This window comes from Sagittula marina, from assembly GCF_014196795.1.
Lineage (GTDB): Bacteria > Pseudomonadota > Alphaproteobacteria > Rhodobacterales > Rhodobacteraceae > Sagittula > Sagittula marina.
The window spans coordinates 476770-496836 of the sequence record NZ_JACIEJ010000001.1; the positions used below are offsets into that span (position 1 = coordinate 476770).

General features: G+C 63.7%; 17 protein-coding genes. 8 read left to right on the forward strand and 9 right to left on the reverse strand.

What is annotated here, in order from left to right; all coding sequences use genetic code 11:
- Positions 1–130: 130 nt before the first annotated feature.
- On the reverse strand, positions 131–2239 hold the full coding sequence (locus tag GGQ68_RS02255; protein WP_183962761.1) for a DEAD/DEAH box helicase: 2109 nt from the start codon (positions 2237–2239) through the stop codon (positions 131–133).
- A 222-nt stretch (positions 2240–2461) separates the two neighbouring features.
- Positions 2462–3616, reverse strand: coding sequence for an acetylornithine deacetylase (argE, locus tag GGQ68_RS02260; protein ID WP_183962762.1), 1155 nt, complete (start codon positions 3614–3616; stop codon positions 2462–2464).
- Positions 3617–3850: 234 nt separating this feature from the next.
- Here argE and GGQ68_RS02265 point away from each other — a divergent pair, with 234 nt between their 5' ends.
- From GGQ68_RS02265 to GGQ68_RS02275, 3 genes are all read left to right on the forward strand, one after another.
- Entirely contained in the window at positions 3851–5221 is a 1371-nt protein-coding gene (locus GGQ68_RS02265) for an aspartate aminotransferase family protein (protein WP_183962763.1), read from the forward strand.
- Between the two features lie 326 nt (positions 5222–5547).
- The gene (locus tag GGQ68_RS02270) at positions 5548–6426 is read left to right on the forward strand and encodes an RNA polymerase factor sigma-32 (RefSeq protein ID WP_183962764.1); all 879 of its coding nucleotides are present in this window, start codon (positions 5548–5550) and stop codon (positions 6424–6426) included.
- On the forward strand, positions 6423–7223 hold the full coding sequence (locus GGQ68_RS02275; protein ID WP_183962765.1) for a ChaN family lipoprotein: 801 nt from the start codon (positions 6423–6425) through the stop codon (positions 7221–7223). Before GGQ68_RS02270 ends, GGQ68_RS02275 begins: the two co-directional genes overlap by 4 nt.
- Position 7224: 1 nt before the next feature.
- On the opposite strand, the gene GGQ68_RS02280 is transcribed toward GGQ68_RS02275, so the two are convergent.
- Entirely contained in the window at positions 7225–7752 is a 528-nt protein-coding gene (locus tag GGQ68_RS02280) for a putative metalloprotease CJM1_0395 family protein (protein ID WP_183962766.1), read from the reverse strand.
- 95 nt (positions 7753–7847) lie between these two features.
- Between GGQ68_RS02280 and coaBC the strand changes: the two genes are divergently transcribed.
- The 4 genes from coaBC (at position 7848) to GGQ68_RS02300 (ending at position 12802) form a co-directional block, all read left to right on the forward strand.
- Positions 7848–9062 carry a bifunctional phosphopantothenoylcysteine decarboxylase/phosphopantothenate--cysteine ligase CoaBC gene (gene coaBC, locus GGQ68_RS02285; protein ID WP_246429218.1) on the forward strand — a complete coding sequence of 405 codons (1215 nt, stop codon included), beginning with the start codon at positions 7848–7850 and terminating at the stop codon, positions 9060–9062.
- Positions 9063–9195: 133 nt separating this feature from the next.
- A complete protein-coding gene (gene dut, locus GGQ68_RS02290; protein WP_183962767.1) occupies positions 9196–9654 on the forward strand; it encodes a dUTP diphosphatase in 459 nt (152 codons plus the stop codon).
- Positions 9654–10691: a HesA/MoeB/ThiF family protein gene (locus tag GGQ68_RS02295; protein WP_183962768.1), complete on the forward strand. Its 1038-nt coding sequence runs from the start codon at positions 9654–9656 to the stop codon at positions 10689–10691. The genes dut and GGQ68_RS02295 overlap by 1 nt, the downstream gene beginning before the upstream one ends.
- Before the next feature lie 101 nt (positions 10692–10792).
- Entirely contained in the window at positions 10793–12802 is a 2010-nt protein-coding gene (locus tag GGQ68_RS02300) for a M3 family metallopeptidase (protein ID WP_183962769.1), read from the forward strand.
- A 43-nt stretch (positions 12803–12845) separates the two neighbouring features.
- Here GGQ68_RS02300 and GGQ68_RS02305 read toward each other — a convergent pair whose 3' ends face one another.
- Positions 12846–13835 (reverse strand): TraB/GumN family protein, encoded by a 990-nt coding sequence (locus GGQ68_RS02305; RefSeq protein WP_183962770.1) that lies wholly within the window; start codon positions 13833–13835, stop codon positions 12846–12848.
- 79 nt (positions 13836–13914) lie between these two features.
- Between GGQ68_RS02305 and GGQ68_RS02310 the strand changes: the two genes are divergently transcribed.
- Positions 13915–14598 carry a DUF2161 domain-containing phosphodiesterase gene (locus tag GGQ68_RS02310; protein ID WP_183962771.1) on the forward strand — a complete coding sequence of 228 codons (684 nt, stop codon included), beginning with the start codon at positions 13915–13917 and terminating at the stop codon, positions 14596–14598.
- Between the two features lies 1 nt (position 14599).
- On the opposite strand, the gene GGQ68_RS02315 is transcribed toward GGQ68_RS02310, so the two are convergent.
- The 5 genes from GGQ68_RS02315 to GGQ68_RS02335 form a co-directional block, all read right to left on the reverse strand.
- The gene (locus GGQ68_RS02315; RefSeq protein WP_246429219.1) at positions 14600–15550 is read right to left on the reverse strand and encodes a DMT family transporter; all 951 of its coding nucleotides are present in this window, start codon (positions 15548–15550) and stop codon (positions 14600–14602) included.
- 313 nt (positions 15551–15863) lie between these two features.
- The gene (locus tag GGQ68_RS02320; RefSeq protein ID WP_183962772.1) at positions 15864–16793 is read right to left on the reverse strand and encodes an L-lactate dehydrogenase; all 930 of its coding nucleotides are present in this window, start codon (positions 16791–16793) and stop codon (positions 15864–15866) included.
- Positions 16794–17125: 332 nt separating this feature from the next.
- A complete protein-coding gene (locus GGQ68_RS02325; protein WP_183962773.1) occupies positions 17126–17764 on the reverse strand; it encodes a class I SAM-dependent methyltransferase in 639 nt (212 codons plus the stop codon).
- Between the two features lie 3 nt (positions 17765–17767).
- Positions 17768–18979: a BtaA family protein gene (locus GGQ68_RS02330; protein WP_183962774.1), complete on the reverse strand. Its 1212-nt coding sequence runs from the start codon at positions 18977–18979 to the stop codon at positions 17768–17770.
- Complete coding sequence (locus tag GGQ68_RS02335; RefSeq protein WP_183962775.1) at positions 18976–19815, reverse strand: metallophosphoesterase; 840 nt, start codon at positions 19813–19815, stop codon at positions 18976–18978. Before GGQ68_RS02335 ends, GGQ68_RS02330 begins: the two co-directional genes overlap by 4 nt.
- Positions 19816–20067 lie beyond the last annotated feature (252 nt).

Genomic DNA, 20067 nt, shown 5'->3' on the forward strand with positions numbered 1-20067 from the left:
TACCCGTTCTCGGTGCCCGGCCCGCGTTTGTGGGGTGGGCTTTGCGGTTCAGGCGGAGGTTCCAGGCAAAGAAAAACCCCGATGAGCACAACGCCCGCCGGGGTTTCGATTTCAGTCCATTGCCGGAATATTATGGCTTGCGCGGCTTCCGCTTAGGGGCGGCGTCGCCCCCACGGGCCCGCACACTGACGGACGGATCAGACAGGTTGGCGCGCGGTTTGCCCTTGGCCGCAGGCTTGGCATCGGCAGATTTGGCGAACGGTTTCCCAGCGGGTTTGCCGGGGCCTTTGCCAAACGGCTTGTCACCGGTCTTTTTAGGACCTTTGGAAAACGGTTTATCGTCGCCCGATTTGTTAAAGGGCTTGCCACCGCCGGGTTTGCCGGCAGGCTTGCCAAAGCTTTTGCGAGGGCCATCGTCGTCCCGGCGCGGGCGGTCGGGACGGGAATCTGCCTTGGGCGCAGCGGCGTCAGAGGCGGCAGGGCGCGGCGCGCGGGCCGGGCGGTCATCTTCGCGTTTGCCTTTGTAGGGCGGGCGGGCGTCGTCGCGCGGCTTGCGATCAGGGCGCGGGCCGCTGCGATCCGGACGACCGCCGGGTTTGCCGCCAAATTTGCCGCCGGGCTTCCCACCCGGTTTGCCGTCACGCTTGCCACCGGCGCGCAGTGCGGATTCGGGGGCTTCGTCCAGCGCGCGCAACTTGATGTCCTTTTCCAGAACACCCTGACCATCGACGGCGTCCAGGACGGCCTTCAATGCAGGTTCGGCCACTTCGACATAGGTTTCGGAGTCTTCGACCTTGATCCGGCCAACCTGTGCCTTGTCGATGTTGGAGGCGCGCAGCAGAAGCGGCAGCAGCCAGCGCGGCTCCGCTCCGTCATTGCGACCCACCGAAAGCGCGACCCATTTGGACGGGCCAAAGGCTTTCCGCTCCGGGCGCTCGCCCTTGGCCATGGGCGCGTTCAGCTCCTCCGGTGCGGACAGCTGCGATTCATACAGGCGCAGGCAGGCCGCTGCGATCTGTTCCGGCGAGTGGGTTTCCAGAAGCTGCGTGGCAAAGACTTTTTCTTCGTCGGTCAGCTCTGCGGTCCATGCGGGATCGGACAGCAGGCGCTGCTGATCCTTTTCGCGGATTTCCTCGGGCGAGGGCGCGGGCGCCCAGGTCGCGGAGATCTTCGCCCAGCCCAGAATGCGGCGCGCTTTGTTCACGTCACGGTCTGTGACGATCAGGGCCGAGATGCCCTTGCGGCCTGCGCGGCCAGTCCGGCCGGACCGGTGCAGCAGGGCTTCGGTGTTGGTGGGCAGATCGGCGTGGATCACCAGATCGAGGTTGGGCAGGTCGATGCCGCGTGCGGCGACATCGGTGGCCACACAGACCTTGGCCCGCCCGTCGCGCAGCGCCTGAAGCGCATGGCTGCGCTCATCCTGGCTCAACTCGCCGGAGAGAGAGACCACGGAGAAGCCACGGTTCGCCAGACGCGCGGTGAGGCGCGCCACGGCGGCACGGGTGTTGGCAAAGATGATTGCGGTCGGCGAATCGCTGAACCGCAGCATGTTGATGATCGCGTGCTCTGTGTCGTTGGCGGACACCTGGATGGCGCGATATTCAATGTCGGTGTGCTGCTCGCCTTTGACCTGCGTGGTGATACGCTCGGCATCGCGCTGAAAGCTTTTGGCAAGCTGGGCGATGGCCGGCGGAACCGTGGCCGAAAACAGCAATGTGCGGCGCGCGGCCGGGGCCTCGGACAGCATGTATTCAAGGTCTTCGCGGAAGCCGAGGTCGAGCATCTCATCCGCTTCGTCGAGGATGATCGCGCGGATGTCGGACAGGTCCAGCGCGTTGCGTTCGATGTGGTCGCGCAGGCGGCCCGGCGTGCCCACAACGATATGCGTGCCACGGTCCAGGGCGCGGCGTTCGGCGCGGGCATCCATACCACCAATGCAGGACACAACGCTTGCGCCGGTTTTGGCGTAAAGCCATGACAGCTCGCGTTCGACCTGAAGCGCCAGTTCGCGCGTCGGGGCAACAACCAGCGCCAGCGGCGCGGCGGGGGGCGGCAGGCTGCCGCCTTTCATCAGGGTGGGCGCGATGGCCAGACCGAAACCCACCGTCTTGCCCGACCCGGTGCGGGCGGACACGAGCAGGTCCCGTTCAGCCAGTTCGGGCGCGGAAACGGCCTCCTGGACATCGGTCAACGTGGCGTATCCGCGCTCGGTCAGCGCTTCTTGTAGGGGGGTCAGCATCGGGGAATTCCATCAGGGGTGCACGCGGTTTCGCGGCAGAAGCGCCTGCCCTAGCCCAAGTCACCGCATTTGTCCACGCCGGAAACAGGAAACGCCGCGGTGGATTGTCGCGCCTCCGGCATTGGCCGTCCGGAGCGGGCGGGCTGGGGCCGGGGCACGGGCCGCTACGGGGTACGGAATGGCGGCTCCTGCACCGGAGGGCGAAAGCGTGCTTTGCCTCGGTCAGACCATGTAGCGCTGCACGCCTGCCAGCATGTCGAGGCAGGCGGCCAGTTCCGAGCGCGCGACAAATTCATCCGCCCTGTGGGCCTGCTCGATCGAGCCGGGGCCGCAGACCACACATTGCGTGCCAAGCGACTGGAACAGTCCGGCTTCGGTGCCGAAACTCACCACATCGCAGCCGTTCGCGCCGGTCAGGGCACAGGCGATTTCGGCCATGCGGTTGCGGTCTTCGGGCACGAGGCCCGCGACCTCGCCGATGACCTCGCGCAGAACGTTTGCCGCCGGGTCGCGTGCCTGCATTTCGGCCAGAAGCTCCGCGCCGTAGCGGTCGATTTCGGCTAGGACCTGCACGGTGTCGCGCGGCGTGACGGGGCGCATTTCCCACTCGATCTCGGCCTGGCTGGCGATGACGTTGCGCGCCGCGCCAGCCGTGATGCGGCCAATGTTGATGGTGGACCACGGCGGGTCAAACGGGCTGTCAGCGGGGGCGCGACCGCGCAGCTCGGCCTCCAGCGACAGCAGTTTCGACGCATAGCGGGTGGCGTAGGAGGCGGCGTTGACGCCCTTGTCCGGCGCAGAGGCATGGCCCTCGCGCCCGTGAAAATGCGTGGTGTATTCGCAGCAGCCCTTGTGCCCGTCGATCACCCGCATCAGCGTCGGCTCTCCCAGCAGCGCCATGGCGGGGCGCACGCCTTTTTGCGTCAGCGCCGCCACCAGATCGCGGGCACCGTAGCAACCGACTTCTTCGTCATAGGTCAGGGCGATGTGGATGGGTTTTTTCAGCTCCCACCCGGCGAACTCGGGCGCCATGGCCATGACGCAGGCGATGAAGCCCTTCATGTCGCAGCTGCCGCGCCCATAGAGATTGTCGTCGCGTTCGACCATTGTGAAGGGATCGGAGGTCCAGTTCGGCTCCTCTGCCGGGACGACATCGGAATGGCCGGACAGCACGAGGCCGCCGTCCTCTTCGGGGCCGAAGGTTGCCCAGAGGTTCGCCTTGGTTCCGGTGTCGTCCTGCATCACCTCGCAGCGCGCGCCAAGGTGGGTGAGGTGGTCCGCCGCCCAGTCGATCAGGCCACGGTTGCTGTCCGCCGACACGGTCGGATAGGCGATAAGCTGGCCCAGCAGGCCTTCGGTGCGATGCATGGCATCCATGGTGATTTCCTGTCCTTGCCGTCCCTGAGAGTCGGAGTATCACCGCCGGGAGATCAAATCCATCCGTGACCCACTGTTCAAGTGGTGCCAAATCGGTTAGACAGCGCGCAACCCTGTCAATAAAGGCAATGCGCGCTGCTGCCGGGGGGACGGAGCCTGAGGCACCCGATGACGCGCGGCAGACGGCTCCCGAACACCAAAACACGCGGCGCGCTGCCGCAAACGGAGGCCAGAATGCTGACCAATGACCAGTTGTCCCAGTGGGATCGCGAGAACTTCTTTCACCCGTCCACACACCTTGCCCAGCACGCCCGCGGCGAAACCGCGACTCGCGTGATCACTGGCGGCAAGGGCTGCCACATCGAAGACCGCGACGGCAACAAGATGCTCGACGCCTTTGCCGGCCTGTATTGTGTCAACGTAGGCTATGGTCGTCCCGAGATCGCCGAGGCGATTGCCGAGCAGGCGAAGGAGCTGGCCTATTACCACGCCTACGTCGGCCACGGCACCGAGGCCTCGATCACCCTGTCCAAGATGATCCTCGACCGCGCGCCTGACAACATGTCCAAGGTCTACTTTGGCATGTCCGGGTCCGACGCGAACGAGACCAACATCAAACTGGTCTGGTATTACAACAACATCCGTGGCCTGCCGAAGAAGAAAAAGATCATCTCGCGCTGGCGTGGCTACCATGGGTCGGGCCTGATGACCGGCTCGCTGACCGGTCTTGAGCTGTTCCACAAGAAGTTCGACCTGCCGCTGTCGCAGGTGATCCACACCGAGGCCCCCTATTATTACCGCCGCGAAGACACCGCCATGTCGGAGGCGGATTTCGTCGCCCATTGCGCATCCGAGCTGGAAGCACTGATCGCACGGGAAGGCGCGGACACCATCGCTGCCTTCATCGGGGAGCCGGTTCTGGGCACCGGCGGTATCGTTCCGCCCCCCGCTGGCTACTGGGAAGCGATCCAGGCCGTGCTTGCCAAGCATGACATCCTGTTGATCGCGGATGAGGTCGTCACCGGCTTTGGCCGTCTGGGCACCATGTTCGGGTCCGACCATTACGGGCTGAAGCCTGACCTGATCACCATCGCCAAGGGCCTGACTTCTGCCTACGCGCCGCTGTCGGGGTCCATCGTGGGCGAAAAGATGTGGAAGGTGCTGGAGCAGGGCACAGACGAAAACGGCCCCATTGGCCACGGCTGGACCTATTCGGCGCACCCGATCGGGGCGGCTGCGGGCGTGGCCAACCTCAACCTGATCGACAAGCTGGGTCTGGTGGAGAACGCGGGCAAAACTGGTGCGTATCTCAACAAGGTCATGAAAGAGGCTGTGGGCGACCATGCGCATGTGGGCGAAGTCCGCGGCGAAGGTATGCTGTGCGCCGTTGAATTCGTCGAAGATCGCGAGTCCCGCACCTTCTTTGACCCGGCGAAAAAGGTCGGCGCGCAGCTGTCCGCTGCGCTGGCGTCCAAGGGCCTGATCGCGCGCGCCATGCCGCAGGGCGATATCCTTGGCTTCGCGCCGCCGCTGTGCCTGACCGAGGCGGAAGCCGACGAGATCGCAACCAAGACCGGCGACGTCGTGCGCGAGGTTCTCGGCTGATCCTGATCGTGCTGCGATGCCAAATGTTTCCGATGCGGAGACAATAATTTAAGACGCGGGGGAGGCTTGGCCTTCCCCGTTTTCATTTTCCCGGTCGGAAAATTCCTGCGGATGGATTTGACTTTTGATCGAAAAATCAAAGGCGCGCCAACTGGTTGTTAATCAGCGAAAAAATTCTGCCGCAACCGATGATGGAAAGAAAATATGAACGCCTCGACCGGCCCGTAAAGAAGTTTTTCGCCGATCTGACTGAACCAAATGCGGTCCCCGTGCGTAGTACTTTCAAATCCCCAATCAAGGGGAATTTGATATGACTGGGGGTTCTCATGGCACTCGACGGCTTTAACGACCAAACTCTTTCCCGCCGGGCCATGAAGGCCGAACTGCTCGATGCAGAGACAGAACTCCGTCTTGCTTATGCGTGGCGCGACAACGGTGATGAACAGGCGCTGCATCGGCTTATCCAGGCGTACATGCGCTTGGCGATTTCGATGGCGTCCAAGTTCAAGCGTTACGGCGCGCCGATGAACGACCTCATTCAGGAGGCCGGTCTTGGACTTATGAAAGCCGCAGACAAGTTCGATCCTGATCGCGGTGTGCGCTTTTCTACCTACGCGGTCTGGTGGATCAAGGCGTCGATCCAAGACTACGTGATGCGCAACTGGTCAATGGTGCGGACCGGGTCGACCTCGTCGCAGAAAGCCCTGTTTTTCAACATGCGCCGGGTTCAGGCGCGTCTGGAGCGTGAGGCGCAGGCCTCCGGCGAAAAGCTGGACGGCTATCAGCTTCGCCACATGATCGCGACCGAGATCGGCGTCCCGCTGCGCGATGTGGAGATGATGGAAGGGCGTTTGTCCGGGTCCGATTTTTCGTTGAATGCAACACAGTCGGTGGAAGATGAAGGCCGCGAGTGGATCGACACCCTCGAAGATGACAGCGCACAAAGCGCCGAGCTTGTGGAAAACACCCATGACACGGCTTGCCTGCGCAACTGGCTGGTGGATGCGATGAACGGCCTGAATGAGCGTGAACGTTTCATCATCCGCGAGCGCAAGTTGCGCGAAGAGGCCCGTACGCTGGAAAGCTTGGGGACTGAGCTGGGCCTCTCGAAAGAGCGCGTCCGGCAGCTTGAAGCCGCCGCCTTCGGCAAGATGCGCAAGGCTTTGCAGGCGCAAAGCAGTGAAGTCGAACACTTCCTCGCATGAGATATTTGATCGCCATTTTGGCCCTGATCACGATGACCCCCGCAGCTCAGGCTGACGGGGGTTTTTCCGTTGATGATATGCGCGGTGCGGATGTGGTTTTCCTGGGAGAGGTGCATGACAATCCCGATCACCACATGCGGCAGGCCGATATTGTCACGCAATTACAACCACGTGGCATCGTCTGGGAGATGCTGACAGGGGTGCGCGCCTCTGCCATCACGCCAGAGATGCTGGGGGCCGAGGCGGTGCTTGGCCCGTTCCTGTACTGGGAGGAAAACGGCTGGCCGGATTTCTCCATGTATTACCCGATTTTCGCGGCCGCCCCTGATGCGCAACATTTCGGCGCGGCGCTTCCTCGGGAGGAGGCGCGTCGTGTGATGGGTGCGCCCGTGGCGGAGGTGTTTGGCACCAATGCCGCGCTGTTCGGGTTGGACCGGGATCTGCCTGAGAGCCAACAACAAGCGCGCGAATCCATGCAAATGTCGGCGCATTGCGATGCTTTGCCAGAGGAGGTGCTGGCAAGGATGGTGGACATTCAGCGCCTGCGAGACGCGCGAATTGCGGCTGTGATCCGCGAGGCCGTGGTCGCCACAGGCGGGCCGGTTGCGGTCATCACCGGAAACGGCCACGCCCGCAAGGATTGGGGCGCGCCAGAGGCGTTGTCGCGGGCCATGCCGGATCTGACGATCTACGCGTTGGGGCAGGGTGAAGATGGTCGCGCACCCGACGGCACTTTTGATGCGGTCGCCGATGCCCCTGCTGTTGAGCGTGACGATCTTTGTGCGGCCTTCCAGTAGCTCACGCGGTCCTGTCCAGGTCCCCGCTGCGTTCATCCGCGCGTAGGGCGTTCAGGTCCGCCTGCGCTTTTGCCCGCGCGGCGTCTGCGAGGGCGGCGATCTTGCGGTCCGCACTGGAAGGGTCTGCAGGGGCCAAGGCTGCCGCCTTGATCTGATCCATCTTGGCGAGTGTCGCCTCCGGATCGTTGGGCACGGGAGAGACGTCGATGGGCACCTCGCCACCGATGGCGTATCGCTTGCCGTCCGGGCCGATCTGGTAGGTGTAGCTCGCCCCGCCCGCATGCGCCCCGCCAACAGCCATGTGTGCCTGCTCGTGGGTGCGCACTTCGCGGTCGCGGGCTTTGAGTTCTGAGACCATACGTGCCTCCGCGTCGGTCGGCGCGAGGCTCCTGGCCTCCGACACCTTGTTGTCCTGCGCGGCGGATTTGGCGTCTGCTGTGCGCGCCTCCGCGATCTTGGCCTGGTAGGCCGCCATCAGGGGCGCCAGCGCGGCCCAGCCGGATTTCTGTTCGCTGTCATGAACCTGCATGAGTTGGCTTTCCTTTCGCGACGCTGCAAGGGTAGGGTACAGCCGTTAAGGGCGTCCTAAGATGCGCCCTTTCTCACGCAGACGGGAAAGCCGGGATGAGCACAATGACACTTGCAGGCAAGCGTATCCTGATGGTGATTGGTGGCGGGATTGCGGCCTACAAATGCCTCGACCTGATCCGCCGCTTGCGCGAACGCGGGGCGTCGGTGACACCGGTGATGACACGCGCGGCGGAGCAATTCGTCACGCCCCTCAGCGTGTCGGCCCTGGCGGGGGAGGAGGTACATCGCGACCTCTTTGACCTGACCAAGGAGGCGGAGATGGGCCATATCCAACTGTCCCGCGTTGCGGATCTGGTGCTGGTGGTGCCCGCTACGGCAGACCTGATGGCGAAAATGGCCGGCGGCCACGCCAATGATCTGGCGACCACGTTGCTGATGGCGACGGATACGCCGGTGATGATCGCGCCTGCGATGAATGTGCGCATGTGGGATCACCCGGCGACGCAGCGCAATCTGTCGGTGCTGCGGGGCGATGGCGTCACGGTTGTGGGGCCGAACTCCGGCGACATGGCCTGTGGCGAATTCGGTCCGGGGCGCATGTCCGAACCGCTGGAGATTGTCGCAGCTGTCGAGACCGCGCTGGGCGATGGGCCGTTGCGTGGCAAGCGGGTGCTGGTCACCTCTGGCCCGACGCATGAACCCATTGATCCGGTGCGCTATATCGCCAATCGGTCGTCCGGGGCGCAAGGCACGGCGATTGCCGAGGCGCTGCGCGATCTGGGGGCCGAGGTGGTGTTTGTCACGGGGCCGGCGGATGTGGCGCGCCCCAGCGGTGTGCAGGTGATCGAGGTCCAAAGCGCCCGCGATATGCGCGCCGCAGTGATGACTGCGTTGCCTGTGGACGCCGGGATCTTTGCCGCGGCTGTGGCTGACTGGCGTGTGGCACGGGAAAGCGGCTCGAAGATCAAGAAAGAGGCGGGCAAGCTGCCGGTGTTGGAATTCGAGGAAAACCCCGACATTCTGCGCGAGGTTTCGCGGCTGGAGGTCGGGCGGCCCGCGCTGGTGGTGGGCTTTGCCGCGGAAACGGACGACGTGGTGGCCCATGCGACCGCGAAGCGCGCGCGCAAGGGGTGCGACTGGATTGTGGCCAACGACGTCTCGCCCGCCACGGGGATTATGGGGGGTACGGAGAATGCAGTGGTCCTGATCTCGGAAGACGGGGCAGAGACGTGGCCGCGTGCCGCCAAGGCAGAGGTTGCCCGCAAGCTCGCGGACCGGATCGCAGCCGCCCTCACAAGCGCGACATAAGCAGGGCAAACGATCCGCCCGGCGCGTCACGCAGCGGTGTGGTGGGCGTGGGACGGGCTTGCGAGTATTTGAAAATCAAAGAAGCCGAAGGTGCGCCCTGCCTCGGGTGTGTTTCAGGCAGACGGAGAGCGGAATGGTCGAGATAGTTTTTGCCTGGGAGCCTGAGGCGGATCAGGCCTTGGGGCTGCCGGTCTATGCGACGCCGGGCGCGGCGGGAGCGGATATTCGTGCAAATTTCAGAGATCGCGGGCAGGTGGATCTTGCGCCCGGCGCGCGTGTCTTGGTGCCCACGGGCCTGCGGCTTGCGATCCCTGCGGGATTTGAGGTGCAGCTTCGCCCGCGCTCCGGCCTTGCGTTGAAGCACGGGATCACCTTGCCCAACAGCCCCGGCACGATCGACAGTGATTATCGCGGGCCATTGGCAGTGATCGTGATGAACGCTGGAACGGAGACATTCGTCATCGCCCATGGCGACCGGATCGCGCAGATGGTGGTGGCGCCCGTGGTGCAGGGTGCTTTTCGCGTCGTTGACGATCTGGACGATACGGCGCGGGGCACGGGGGGCTTTGGCTCTACCGGGGTGTCCGGCTGATGGCGCTGGTTTTGGTCATCGCTGCGGCGCTTTGGGGGTTGGGCGTGGTCATGGGAACGTCGGTGCGGGCCCGGCTTGCCACCTTGGCCGCGCTGTACGCGCTTGTGCTGGTGGTTCATCTGATTTTGCCCGTTGGGCATCCGCTGCGTATGGCCACGGGCGGCAGTTTGCAGGGGTGGCTGATCCTTGGCGGCTTTGTGGCGCTGGGCGCGGGATATGCGCTGGTGCTGCGACGGTTGCGCACACGGGTGGAGGATCGGGAAGCGCCCGAAGCGCCGGAGCCGGGCCGCTTTCGGACCGGTGAGCTGGAGCGTTACACCCGCCACATCGTGCTGCGAGAGCTGGGCGGCCCGGGACAGAAACGGCTGAAGCAGGCGCGTGTTCTGGTTGTGGGCGCCGGTGGGCTGGGGTCACCTGCGCTGCTGTATCTGGCGGCGGCAGGGGTCGGCACCATCGGCGTGATCGACGATGACGTGGTGGATGCAGGCAACCTGCAACGGCAGGTGGCGCATACAGACGGGCGGATTGGCATGGCCAAGGTGTTCTCTGCCAAGATGGCGATGGAGGCGGTCAATCCTTACGTGGTGGTCCGTCCTTATGAACGCCGCCTGGATGCCGACACGGTTGGCGCACTGCTGGAGGATTATGACGTCGTGCTGGACGGCACCGACAACTTCGACACGCGCTACATGGTGAACGCGGCCTGCGTGGCAGCGGGCAAGCCGCTGATTTCCGGCGCCTTGAGCCAGTGGGAAGGGCAGTTGTCGGTCTTCGACCCAGCCGGCGGCGGCCCGTGTTACCAGTGCATCTTTCCTGAGGCACCTGCGCCGGGATTGGCGCCATCTTGTGCCGAAGCTGGGGTGCTGGGGCCGCTGCCCGGTGTGGTCGGCTCCATGATGGCGGTGGAATGTGTGAAGCAGATTACCGGGGCGGGGCAGGTCCTGCGCGGCGAGATGTTGATCTACGATGCACTCTGGGGCGAGACGCGCAAGATCGGGCTGAAACGGCGCGAGGGGTGCCCCTGCTGCGGCGGGTGACAGGGATCAATCCAGCGGCCAGCAGGGAAGAAAGCGTCTCGTACGATTGAAGCGGGTTGGATTGAAGCTTAGCTTCAGGACAAGCCTATTGGAGACGCTTCATGACCAACATCCTGCTTGCCGAATGGGATACGCCCTTCGGCCTCGCGCCGTTCGACCGGATTTCCGACGATGATTTCGCCCCTGCCTTTGAGGCCGCCATGGCCGAGGATCTGGCCGAGGTCGAAAAGGTCGCCAACAGCACGGAGCCGCCGACCTTTGAAAACACCATCGAAGGGATGATGCGTACAGGCGCAGCATTGGATCAGGTGGCGGGCACCTTCTACAGCGTCGCGGGCGCGGACAGCAATGACGCGCGAGAGGCCCTGATGCGGGACATCGCGCCCAAGCTGTCGGCGCATTCCTCTGCGATTTACTCCAATCAGGCGCTGTTCCAGCGTATCCAAACCGTCTGGGAGGCGCGTGAGACGCTTGACCTGACGTCGGAGCAGGCGCGCGTTCTGATGTTGATGCACCGCAATTTCGTGCGGGCGGGAGCGGCTTTGGACGGGGACGACGGCGCGCGCATGACAGCCGTCAAAGGGCGGCTGGCAGAGCTTGGCACGGCGTTTACGCAGAACCTTTTGGCGGATGAACGGTCCTGGTTCATGGAGCTGTCTGAAGCGGATATGGAGGGGCTGCCGGGTTTTGTCATCTCCGCCCTGCGGGGCGCGGGAGAGGAGCGTGACCTTGGGCCGTGTGTGACACTGTCACGTTCGGTCATCACGCCATTCTTGCAGTTCAGCCCGCGCCGGGATTTGCGGCAGAAGGCCTTTGCCGCCTGGGCCGCGCGCGGCGCAAACGGGGGCAAGACCGACAACCGCGATATCGCCGCCGAGACGCTGAAGCTGCGGCAGGAGCGGGCGGAGCTGCTGGGCTACGCGGATTTCGCCTCTTTCAAGCTGGAAACCGAAATGGCGGGCGATGCGGGGTCGGTGCGCGATCTGCTGATGCAGGTCTGGACCCCGGCAAAGGCGGCCGCGTTGGCCGATCAATCCGTGCTGGAAGAGATGCTGCACGCCGACGGCATCGAGGGGCCGTTGGAACCGTGGGATTGGCGCTACTATGCGGAGAAGCGGCGGCAGGCGGAGCACGATCTGGATGAGGGCGCGGTCAAACCGTATTTTCAGCTTGAGAAGATGATCGAGGCGGCTTTTGCCTGTTCGGAACGGCTGTTCGGCCTGAGCTTTGCGCCGCTGGATGTGCCGCTGTATCACCCGGACTGCCGGGCGTGGGAAGTGAAGCGGGACGGCGAGACCGTGGCCGTGTTCATCGGTGACTACTTTGCGCGAGGGTCGAAACGGTCCGGCGCCTGGTGTTCGGCGATGCGGGCGCAGCGCAAGTTCCCGGATGTGCAGATCCCGATCGTGGTGAACGTCTGTAACTTCGCCAAAGGCAATCCGGCGCTGTTGTCCTATGACGATGCGCGCACCCTGTTCCACGAATTCGGCCATGCGCTGCACCAGATGCTGTCGGATGTGACCTACGAGATGGTCTCGGGCACCTCGGTCGCGCGCGACTTCGTGGAGCTGCCGAGCCAGCTCTACGAGCATTGGCTGGAAGTGCCGGAGGTGCTGTCGACATACGCCACGCACTACGAGACCGGCGAAGCGATGCCGCAGGATCTGCTGGACAAGGTGCTGGCGGCGGCGACCTACGACATGGGGTTCCAGACGGTGGAATACGTGGCCTCGGCCATGGTCGATCTGGAATTCCACAGCGGTCCGGCCCCAGCCGATCCGATGCAGAAGCAGGCTGAGGTGCTGGAAAACATGGGGCTGCCGCGCGCCATTGTCATGCGCCACGCCACGCCGCAGTTCGCGCATGTGTTCGCGGGCGACGGATATTCCAGCGGCTATTACAGCTACATGTGGTCAGAGGTCATGGACGCCGATGCCTTTGCCGCCTTCGAGGAAGCGGGCGGCGCGTTTGACGCCCAAATGGCGGAGCGGCTGGAGGAGTTCATCCTGTCCAAAGGCGGCTCGGTGGAGGCGGAGGTGCTGTATACCAAGTTCCGTGGCCGGATGCCCGGCGTGGATGCGCTGCTGAAAGGCCGTGGGCTGGCGGCTTGATCGAACGGGTCGGGGCGCGCAATCGCCCCGACCTTTACATGGGTCAGAAGGGTGCGCGTTCGAGAGCGAACCCTTCGCCTTCGAGCAGCGCGAGCACGCCGTTCTCCCCTGACAGGTGCGCCGCGCCGAAGGCCGCCACAACGGGGCCTTCGGTGTCGTCCAGCGCGCTCAGCAGCACCGACAGCCAATTGCTGTTGCGTTGAACGATCAGCGCATCGTCCATGGCGCGAAAGACGGTCTCGTTCTCCTCCGGGTCAAGCGCCGTCAGACGGGCTGAGACGGCCTCGAGCACCAGCTGACCTTCGGCGTGATCCTCGGCGAAATAGTAGCTTAGAAGCGTCTCGAACAGGTCTTCGTTCACGTCCGGCGGGGCCAGCGCCGCGCGGATCATCGAAAGCTGGATGTCCATGGGGATTTCGGCAAATAGACGCAGCCCGGTGTCATAGGGTTCCAGCGACATCGTTGGCACGCCAGCGGCCTCGGCCGCGTCTTCGAGGCGCGCATCCAGCCCGTCCTGTTGCTCCAACTGTGCGGCCATGCAGGCCGGGACGGACAACAGCATCGACACATACCATGGCTGCATCCTTGCGCCGACGAACGGGGGCATTCCGCGCGCTTCCATCGCCTCGGAGAGCTTGGCCCAGTCCTCCTCGGGCATGAGGTCGGGCAGGCTGCTGTCCGGCAACATGAAGATCGCCGGATCGGTGGTGATCTCCTGCTGCATCACGTCCATGTCCTCGGCGTTCATTTCGAGCAGGAGGAGCGCGGCATCGGCCACGATGGGGGACAGACGCTCGGTCGGGCCATCAAGGCGCGCGTCCGACAGGTGAACGGTGCCGATCAGGTGCAGTTCTTCGTCGTCCTTTCGGGCAATCCAGTGGTTGCCTGTGGCATAGGGCAGGCCGTCCAGTTGAGCATTGACGGCGGCGCGCTCTGCCTCGGTCAGCCCTTCGGCGAGCGAGACACCGCTGCATTGCGCCTGAACGGATGTGGCGAGGCATACACCCAGCAACAGGGAAAAAAGACGTGTCATACAGGCTCCTTGAGTTGGGTGCACTTTCTCTGGAATGGGAAGGCTGGACAAGGGCGCATGGGCGGGAAACAACAGGCGCATGGAGCGGGAAAGCGAATTATATGCACCGGTGAAGGCGCTGCTGGAAAAGCAGGGTTACATGGTGAAGGGCGAGGTCGGCGCGGCGGACATGGTTGGCGTGCGCGGCGATGATGCGCCGGTGATCGTTGAGCTGAAGCTGCGCATCACCTTGTCGCTGTACCATCAGGCCTGTACGCGGCTGCGGCTGACCGATCACGTCTACATCGCGGTGCCGAAGCCGAGCGGTAAACTGGCGCGACGTGCGCTGAAGGACAACCTGACCATGTGTCGGCGTCTGGGCCTTGGGTTCATCGTGGTGTTGGCGGATGGCCGGGTGGAGGTTCTGTGCGATCCGGGGCCTTTCAAACCCCGGCAGACAAAGGCCAAGACCGCGCGGCTGCTGCGTGAATTTCACGCCCTGCGTGGTGATCCAAACGAGGGGGGCGCCACGCGGCACGGCATCGTGACCGCCTACCGACAGGATGCTCTGGCCTGCGCGGCCTATCTGGCGGAGCAGGGAGCGTCCCGAGGGCGGGACGTGTCCAAGGCGACCCAAATCACGCGAGCGACGCAGGTTATGCGCGACAACCATTACGGCTGGTTCGACAAGGTGTCGGTGGGGGTCTACGCGCTCAATGATGCGGGCCACGCGGGGCTGACGCATTGGGCGCATTCCTGGGAAGATCCCGCCGAGGCGGAGTGATTTAGGCCGGGGCTTTGGCCGCGTCTGCCTGAGCTTGTTGCTTGGCTGCGCGGGCGTTCAGGCGCTCTCGATGCAGGGTATAGAGGCCGGAGGCGACGATGATCGCGCAGCCGACGAACGTCCAGTGATCCGGCAAGTCGCCGAACACGACGAAGCCGTAGAATGTGCTCCAGATGATCAGCGAATACTGCATGGGCGCGACCACGCTGGCCTGTGCTATGTCCAGCGCGCGGATCACCAGAATTTCGCCCAAACCGGCTGTCGCCGTGAGTCCCACGATCACGGCCCACAGCTGCAGCGTCTGCGGCGTGGTCCACACGAACGGCAATGCCAGCGACAGCAAAAGCGTTGCAGTGATAGAGGTATAGGCTACTGTGGTCGACACGCTGTCGGCTCCGGCAAGGCTGCGGGACAAGACCTGGCGCATCGAGAAAAAACAGGCCGCGCCGACCACGAAAAAGATCGCAGGATCGAAGACGCCAAAGCCCGGACGGATCACGACCAGCATGCCCGCGAACCCCACCGCCACAGCCGCCCAACGGCGCGGGCCCACAGGTTCACGCAGGAAAAGGGCGCTGAGCAGCGTGACGATGAACGGCGCGATAAAGGTCACGGCCACGGCATCGGCCAAGGGCACGCTGCGCACGGCCAGTACGAAACAGAGCCCCGAAATAACCGCCGTCACGCCGCGTGTGATCTGGATGCCGGGCAAGCGAGAGCGCAGCAAATGCGTACCCTTGATCGTGATCAGCACCACGACCCCAAGGAACAGGCCGATCTGGCGGAACCAGACCACCTGCGCCGGGTGAAAGCTGTCTGCGAGGTACTTGGCCTGCACATCGCAGGCTGCAAAGGCGAAAAAGCCCAGCGCCATAAGCACGAGGCCGCGCAGGTTGTCCGGCGCGCTGGAGCCGGGCGCGGTGTGGATCGGCGTCGCGTGCAGGGTTGTCATGGGGAACTCGCGGTTGGGTCACTTCAGGGTAGGTCAGCGCCCATGACCTTTCAAGCAAAAGCTTGCGGGCTGCATATTTGTGCCCAAGGCACGCAGCGTGAAGACGTGCTCTGTGCCAATCTATTTTGCGACGCAGCCTGGTGACCCGTGTCATCCGCTAGGTTCGACGCCTTGGCGCGTGGATTTCAGAGATGACTGCGGGTTTCAAAGATATCTGCGATGCGCAGGCTTTGGGACGCGGCGGCTTTGCTGACCGCCGGCGCTGCCATCGCTTTGGTGCTGCACTTGCCTCAGAGTGGGTCGGGCCGCGCGGTCAAAGACCAAGCTTGTCGAAGCTGTCCTTGAGCAGCCCGGCCGAGGTGGCCAGCGCCTCCTGTTCGGGTCGTGACAGGTCGGGCATCAGTTCGGCGCTGACGCCCTCGCGGCCCACGACGCGGGGCAGTGAACAGGCCACATCTTTAACCCCAAGAACGTCAGACACGGTGGAGACGGTCAGCACAGCCTGTTCATCCGCAGAAATCGCGGCCACGATGCGGGCCAACCCGGCCCCGATACCATACCATGTGGCGCCTTTGCCCTTGATGATCGTGTAGGCGGCGCGGCGCACGCCGGCGTCGATCTCGGTGCGGGCGGCGTCGGTCAGAGGGCTGCGCATCTGCGCGGCGAAGCTTTCGAGACTGACGGAGCCAGCGCGCGCGGCGGACCATGCCAGAACCTCGCTGTCACCGTGCTCCCCCAGGACGTAGGCATGAACGGAGCGCGGTGCGATGCCAAGGTGCCGGCCCAACAGCCAGCGAAATCTTGCGGTGTCCAGGATCGTGCCAGAGCCGATCACCCTTGCTTTCGGCAAACCGGACAGCGCCTGTGTGACCTGTCCCATGATGTCGACGGGATTGGAGGCCACGAGCAAGATCGCATCTGGCGCATGGCGTGTGACCTCTGCGACGACGGTTCCGAACACCTTGGCATTGCGAGACAACAACTCCAGTCGCGTCTCACCGGGTTTTTGTGAGACGCCACAGGCGAGGATCACCACCCCCGCACCGCTCAGGTCGGCGTAGGTTCCGGCGTCGATCTGCACCGCAGCGCCAAAGGGCACGGCATGTGCAATGTCTTCTGCCTCGGCGCGGGCGCGGGCCTCGTTGAGATCCACAAGCACGATACGCGAGGCTGCGCCGCGCATGACACAGGAAAAGGCTGCCGCCGAGCCGACCATGCCGGCTCCGATAATTCCGAGTTTCATGGGGTCTCCTGCCGGTCACACGTGGGGTCAGGCTAGGTCGGTGCGCCGGGACGGGGCAACGATTTTCCCGCATCGTGCGGGACCTTTGCAGATCCTTTCCGGGCAACGCTTGTTCATTTTGCAGATTTCCTCACCGAGCGCTTTGGCTCAGGATCCGGCATCGCGCAGCGTCACATGGTTGGTGACGGGGGCATTGCAGCCTGAGATCTGCGACCTGCTTTCGCGGCTCTGCATCGGGTCGAGCGTATGCAGCCTTTTCACGGGCGTGCAGCGTTCCCTTGGTGAAATCCGCGCAGACATAGCGTGCCAGACCGTCTGTAACGCACCGATGGTCAGGTGCGTCGTTCCAGACGCGCGTAATAGGCGTAGCGGCGGAACAGCCCGTCCTGCAGCAAAACGCCGCCGTGACGTGGCAGGTTTTGCAAGGCGATTGGCAGAGCATCGCGCGGCGTGACGTGAAAGCGGGCAAGCCACGCCCGCAAGCCGCGTTTTGTCCAGCGAGGTAATGCGCCCTGGTCGCCGAAATCAATGATATGCAATGTGCCACCGGGCGCGAGGTGACGCGCGGCCTCGTCCAGCGCCCCCTGCCAGTCCGGGATCATCGACAGGCTGTAGCTGAACACGATGTGGTCAAAGCTGGGCACATCGAACAACGTTTGCGGATCAAATGCACAGGCATCCGCACGGGCCAGCCTGGCCTTCAGCCCAAGCTTGCGCCTGGCGGAGCGGAGCATTTGCTGCGAGATATCCAAGCCGTACAGACGTGCGTGCGGGTGGCGCTGCTTCATGACGGCGAGGTTGCGCCCGGTGCCGCATGCGACCTCCAGAATGCGATCATCGGGCGAGACCTGCATCTGGTCTAACAGGTGGTCTCGACCCAGCAGGTAATATTTGCGGGTCGCATCGTAAAACAGCCGCTGGGTGCGGTACGTATTGTCCATCAGCTGGCCGTGGTCGGCAATGTGGCTCATGGCTCAGACCTTTCGATAGAGGTGAACGCCGCCATAAATGGCCGACCGATCGGTCGCAAAGGCATGGGTGGAGGCGTCTTCGTCATAGCGCCATTGATCTAGCAGATCCGCCGGAACGCGACCCGGCAGGATGTTTGTCGCGCCGCCGGTTCTGAACAACACGCGGGCGTTGGGGCGGGCGGTGCGCGTGATCTCTTGCCAAAGCGCCGAAAGCTGCGCGTCACTCATCCAGTCCTGCGCGTCGAGTAGGACATAAACGGAGCGTGAGGCGGCGGGGGCGTCTGCGAGAACTTTTGTGATGGAGCGGTTCAGAACGCTCACGCGCGGGGCCATCTCGCGCAGCGTGTCAAAGTGGCGCGCCTCAAGGTAGGGCGGCACAGGGCCGGTGCCGTCGCCCTTGTAGCCACGATTGGCGGCCTGCCACGCAAAGTAGTTGTCTGAAATCGGAAAGTCGCAGAACAGTTTGCGCGTGCGGTGCCGGAGCACACAGAGGATATCGCCGTCCGCATCGGCGGCGAGTTTGTCATACTGCGCGGGCGGGATGCCCAGACCAAAGAGCGAAGACCGCTGACGGGCCGCGGCCTTGACCACCCATGTGTCGAACAGGGGCGCGATGTGCAGATCAAAGAAGGCGCGTTGTTCGTCGAGGCTTTGCGCGCCCAGAAGGGCATCGAACCGGACGCCGGACAGGCGGCAGATGTGGTGCAACACGGCAATGAAGCCACCGAGCGCCCCGAACCTGTAGAAACTGCGCGCGAACATGGTCTTGCGCGGCTGGCGGCCTTGACCGGAGGTCCAAAAGGCGCGGTCCTCTGCGCTCATCTGCGGCAAGAGATAGCGGTCGAACAACGCGTTGTTCGAGGGCATGTCGGCATGTCCGAACAGGTCGTAAAAGCTGGCGTGATCGGGCAGGGCCTGCGCGGCTGTCAATTTGAGCCGGTTCAGGCGCACGTGCCACGGCGATAGATCGACGGCGGTGATCGCGGCGGGGCGTGCGGTGAGATAGCTCATCATGTTGCAGCCGCCCGAGGCGATGCAGGTGATGTGGTCGTCTGGCCGCACGCCCAGCGCGTCCATGTCGCAAACGGGGTCTTCCCAGATTTGCGCATAGACCAACCCGTGAAACAGGCGGGCAAAAACCCTCTCGCCAAGGCTTGGGCGCTCAGCATTGTCGTGGACGGCTGCACCGATGAGCGTTCCCGTGGTGTCAGTCATTGGGCATCCTGTTCAAGTGAGGTGCGCAGGCGGGCCGGGGTGTGTCGATCGGTTGCGCTGCGGCTGCGGCGGCGCTGGAGACGTTCGATGGCGAAGGCGCGGTTCTTGCGCGCCTCCCAATCCACCAGCCGCATCTCGCCCGCGTCGTTTTCGATGACGGCGGTGCAGCTTTCGACCCAGTCGCCCGTGTTGATATAATGCACCGTGCCGATCTGGCGGATTTCGGCATGGTGGATATGGCCGCAGATCACGCCGTCATACCCCTTTTGGCGGGCGGATTCCGAAAGGGCCTCTTCGTACTTCCCGATGAAGTTCACCGCTTGTTTCACCTGCGCCTTCGACCACTTGGACAAGGACCAATACCGATGGGTCCAAAGTCTGCGAAACTGGTTTATGCGCGGGTTCAACCAGATCAGCGTGCCGTAGACGCGGTCGCCGAGGTAGGCGAGCCATTTGGCATTGGCGACCACAGCGTCGAACTCATCGCCGTGGGTCACGAGGTATCGCTTGCCCTTGGCCGAGGTGAAATCGGCCCTGCGCATAACCTCGATCCCGCCAAGGTGCAGGCCAATGTAGTCGCGGAACACCTCATCATGATTTCCGGGGATAAAGATCACCCGCGTGCCGGACCGTGCCTTTTCAAGGATCGCCTGAATGACGGCGTTATGGTCCTCTGGCCAATGCCAGCCGCGCCGCAGCTTCCAGCCGTCGACGATATCGCCCACGAGGTAAAGCGTCTTTGCATCGTGTTTGGCGAGGAAATCCACCAGCAACTGCGCGCGACAGCCCCGCGTGCCCAGATGCACATCGGAGAGGAAAATCGTCCGGTCGGTCACACTGCAGCACTCCGTCGTTTGGCGGTTGATGCGTGGATATGGCACCGGTGTTTCGGTCCCGTGACAGTTTTGTTTCTGTTGTGTGACGCCATTGGGTAGGCGGAATTTCCCCGCCCCGGGTTTACAGCGGCGCAGAAGACCCCACCTCTCGTCGAAGACCGAAGACCGAAGACCGAAGACCGAAGACCGAAGACCGAAGACCGAAGACCGAAGACCGAAGACCGAAGATGGGCACAAATTTTTATACGTGCT

Excerpts from the sequence above, each read along its gene's own strand:
- coaBC (WP_246429218.1), top strand. The coding sequence starts at position 7,848 with ATGAGCACAATGACACTTGCAGGCAAGCGTATCCTGATGGTGATTGGT.
- dut (WP_183962767.1), top strand. The coding sequence starts at position 9,196 with ATGGTCGAGATAGTTTTTGCCTGGGAGCCTGAGGCGGATCAGGCCTTG.
- GGQ68_RS02280 (WP_183962766.1), bottom strand. The coding sequence starts at position 7,752 with ATGCAGGTTCATGACAGCGAACAGAAATCCGGCTGGGCCGCGCTGGCG.
- GGQ68_RS02315 (WP_246429219.1), bottom strand. The coding sequence starts at position 15,550 with ATGACAACCCTGCACGCGACGCCGATCCACACCGCGCCCGGCTCCAGC.
- GGQ68_RS02275 (WP_183962765.1), top strand. The coding sequence starts at position 6,423 with ATGAGATATTTGATCGCCATTTTGGCCCTGATCACGATGACCCCCGCA.
- GGQ68_RS02305 (WP_183962770.1), bottom strand. The coding sequence starts at position 13,835 with ATGACACGTCTTTTTTCCCTGTTGCTGGGTGTATGCCTCGCCACATCC.
- GGQ68_RS02310 (WP_183962771.1), top strand. The coding sequence starts at position 13,915 with ATGGAGCGGGAAAGCGAATTATATGCACCGGTGAAGGCGCTGCTGGAA.
- GGQ68_RS02270 (WP_183962764.1), top strand. The coding sequence starts at position 5,548 with ATGGCACTCGACGGCTTTAACGACCAAACTCTTTCCCGCCGGGCCATG.
- GGQ68_RS02265 (WP_183962763.1), top strand. The coding sequence starts at position 3,851 with ATGCTGACCAATGACCAGTTGTCCCAGTGGGATCGCGAGAACTTCTTT.
- GGQ68_RS02300 (WP_183962769.1), top strand. The coding sequence starts at position 10,793 with ATGACCAACATCCTGCTTGCCGAATGGGATACGCCCTTCGGCCTCGCG.
- GGQ68_RS02325 (WP_183962773.1), bottom strand. The coding sequence starts at position 17,764 with ATGAGCCACATTGCCGACCACGGCCAGCTGATGGACAATACGTACCGC.
- GGQ68_RS02320 (WP_183962772.1), bottom strand. The coding sequence starts at position 16,793 with ATGAAACTCGGAATTATCGGAGCCGGCATGGTCGGCTCGGCGGCAGCC.
- GGQ68_RS02330 (WP_183962774.1), bottom strand. The coding sequence starts at position 18,979 with ATGACTGACACCACGGGAACGCTCATCGGTGCAGCCGTCCACGACAAT.
- GGQ68_RS02295 (WP_183962768.1), top strand. The coding sequence starts at position 9,654 with ATGGCGCTGGTTTTGGTCATCGCTGCGGCGCTTTGGGGGTTGGGCGTG.
- argE (WP_183962762.1), bottom strand. The coding sequence starts at position 3,616 with ATGGATGCCATGCATCGCACCGAAGGCCTGCTGGGCCAGCTTATCGCC.
- GGQ68_RS02255 (WP_183962761.1), bottom strand. The coding sequence starts at position 2,239 with ATGCTGACCCCCCTACAAGAAGCGCTGACCGAGCGCGGATACGCCACG.